This is a genomic window from Pseudoalteromonas sp. SR45-5 (genome assembly GCF_014163565.1).
GTDB lineage: Bacteria > Pseudomonadota > Gammaproteobacteria > Enterobacterales > Alteromonadaceae > Pseudoalteromonas > Pseudoalteromonas distincta.
The window spans coordinates 1-3,211 of sequence record NZ_JACJDN010000479.1 but is presented as its reverse complement, the minus strand read 5'-3'; the positions used below and the strand labels follow the sequence as shown (position 1 = coordinate 3,211).

The window sequence follows — 3,211 nt, the reverse complement described above, 5'->3', positions numbered from 1 at the left end:
CAAATGTAATTATAAAAACACCTAAATTAATTGAATGTTATTCAATTGACTGGCTTTGTTAATTAAGTATATGTTCAAGGTAACAAAGAGGTTTAATCTTTATCTTTTTGTACAAAACTAAAATAATTCAATGGGTATGGGGAAATACAGCATGAATAGAAAACCGTTATTTAAATTACAGCAATCGGTACCACAAATATTACTCGCAATGAGTGCATCAGCTGCACTACTTGGTTCGCTCTCAGTAAATGCTGCAGAGCAAGACACGAAAGCAGAAGAAAACATCGAACAAATAAGCGTAATTGGCTCTCGCCGATTAGGCCGTACAGTAGAAGATAGCGCAGTACCCATCGATATAATTGGTGCAGATGCACTTAAAAATTCAGGCTTTACTGAAACGAATGCCCTACTTAGCAATTTATTACCTAGCTTTAACTTCCCGCAAGCATCACTTACTGATGGTAGCGACCATGTACGCCCTGCTCAACTTCGTGGTTTAGCACCTGATCACACTTTAGTGCTTGTTAATGGTAAGCGCCGCCATAGCAACGCATTACTTAACTTAAACGGCTCAACGGGTCGTGGTTCATCATCAGTTGATTTAAATGCAATTCCAGCAAATGCTATCGACCGCATTGAAGTATTACGTGATGGCGCAGCAGCCCAATATGGCTCTGATGCTATAGCCGGTGTTATTAATATTGTGCTTAAAAGTGCCAGCAGCGGTGGCTCAGTGGCGGCTATATATGGTGCTAACGTAACCGAAATGGACGGTGTACCACAGCTTGAGTCTGTATCTGAAGGCAGTGATGGTAATTTAGCCTTTACCGAAGGGGGCGATCGCTCTTTAACAGACGGCCAAACACTAACGCTGCAAGGTAATATGGGTTTTGAGCTTGGCGATAATGGCTTTTTAAACATTTCAACAGAATACCGCGACCGCCATTCAACTAACCGCTCTGACTACGATAATCGTGAAAACTACGCACGATTAGATGATGGCTCTCTCGACCCGCGTGAACTTACCGTAAATCGATATAACCATAACTTTGGTAATGGCGATGTAGAAGACTTTTCAGTGTTTTATAACGCAGGTTACCAGTTAACAAATGAGGTCGATTTATATTCGTTTGGCTCTTACAGCAAACGCGAAGGCGAAGGCGGTGGTTTTTATCGCCGTGCAAGCGATAGCCGTAATATAGAAGAAGTTTATCCTGATGGCTTTTTACCTGTTATCACCTCAGACATAGATGACTTTTCACTGGCACTTGGCGCTAAAGGTTTTGTAAGTGAATGGAATTACGATGTATCTGCCGTATATGGTCAAGATGCATTTGAGTTTGGTGTAATAAATAGTTTAAATACCTCATACGGCCCGACTAGCCAAACAAGCTTTGATGCAGGAACACTTACTTACGATCAACTTACCTTAAACGTTGATTTTAGTCGCGAAGTAGACGTCAGCTTTTTAGAAAGCTCGGTAAGTGTAGCTGTAGGTGCTGAGTATCGCCGCGAAGGATACCAAATAGATGCAGGCGAAGAAGCTTCATATGCACAAGGCACATTTGGCCCAGGAGGCGCAGTAACCGACCCAGTTGATGGCCCATTTGGCGCAGCGGGCGCACAAGTATTCCCAGGGTTTACACCCGAATCAGAGGGCGATAATAGCCGCCATAACGTGAGCTTGTATATAGACCTTGAAACCTACCTAACCGACGATTGGAATTTAGCGGTTGCCGCCCGTTATGAAGATTACTCAGACTTTGGCGATACACTTAACGGTAAAGTTGCGACTCGTTATTCATTAACTGAAGACTTAGCGCTGCGCGCCTCTGTATCAACTGGTTTTAGAGCACCTTCTTTGCAGCAACAATACTTTACCTCAGTGGCCACTGTATTTGTTGATGGCGAACCAACCGAAACAGGTACGTTCGCACCAAGCAGCGATGTAGCAAAAGCACTGGGCTCACCGGGTCTTGATGCTGAAGAAGCAACAAACTACGGCGTTGGTTTTACATGGTCTACCGACTTTAATTTCAGCTTATCGGTTGATTACTACCAAATATTAATTGATGACCGCATTGTGTTATCAAACAACTTATCGGGCGATGCTATTGCCGATTTACTTCAAGGCACAGGTGCTAATCAAGGTCGTTTCTTCTTAAATGCAATTGACAGTAAAACCCGTGGTGTGGATGTGGTTGCCTCTTATAATGTAGCAACTGATGGTTATGGCGATTTAGCCTTTAACCTAGGTTACAACTACGGTAAAAATGAAGTAACAAATATTATCGACCCACCAGCAGAGCTGCAAGGCGCAGGGTTTGATCAAGACAACCTGTTCTCAGGCACTGAGCTGCGTCGTTTTGAAGTAAGCACACCGCGTAATAAGTACAACTTAAGTGCGACGTGGACTAACGATGACATTCGTACAACGCTTAGAACAACGCGCTACGGTGAAACTCAAGATCCATCATCAACGGCAGAGCTAAATGAAGTACTAAAACCAAAATGGATCACTGATTTAGACGTAGCTTATGCACTCACCAATAACGTATCGTTAAGCTTGGGAGCGAATAACATTTTTGATATTTACCCAGACGCAACACGCGAAAATGTTGACGAAGTAAGCACCTTCTCACGCTTGTTTGCATACTCAAGCTTTTCACCGTATGGATTTAACGGACGTTACGTGTACGGCAAAATAGAAATGAAGTTTTAATCATTGATTAGAATATCTGTATGATTAGCAACCATTCAGATATTCCAAAACAGTGTAATATATTCAAAGTTAGAAAAATCGGTTTTGATGAGCTCTATAACTAAAACCAGAGCAAAGTAATCATAAGCAACTATTTAGTTTTGAAAGCGATTAATTAACGTGAATTTATTGGCTATTTGGTTTATTTATTTCAGGCTGTGGCCAAAGATAATTAAAACAAATCAAATGAACTTGTAATTAACACAACGTTATTAAAATTCACCTCTTCTTGGAAGCGTGCTTCATCGTCTTTATTCCAAAAATAGCCCAACTTCACCAACGCGCTCAGACTCTTGAGAAAATAAAAACTAATAACCGCCACCATCATATGTACCAATAACCACTCCATTGCTTTTTACTGATTGATATGATTAATGATTTTTATAAAGTTGCCGAAAGTAATTATCCTTTCTTATAATGCTACATAGCTTTTAATGTCTTTTATTCTCA

At 41.1% G+C, this 3,211-nt stretch carries 1 protein-coding gene; it reads left to right on the top strand.

Annotation, left to right across the window (positions count from 1 at the left end; translation table 11 throughout):
* Nucleotides 1-151 precede the first annotated feature (151 nt).
* Nucleotides 152-2,722: a TonB-dependent siderophore receptor gene (locus tag H5072_RS15370; RefSeq protein ID WP_182694017.1), complete on the top strand. Its 2,571-nt coding sequence runs from the start codon at nucleotides 152-154 to the stop codon at nucleotides 2,720-2,722.
* The last annotated feature ends 489 nt before the right edge of the window (nucleotides 2,723-3,211 follow it).

What these genes read in the sequence shown, in the direction of transcription:
- H5072_RS15370 (WP_182694017.1), top strand. Translation starts at nt 152, where the DNA reads ATGAATAGAAAACCGTTATTTAAATTACAGCAATCGGTACCACAAATA.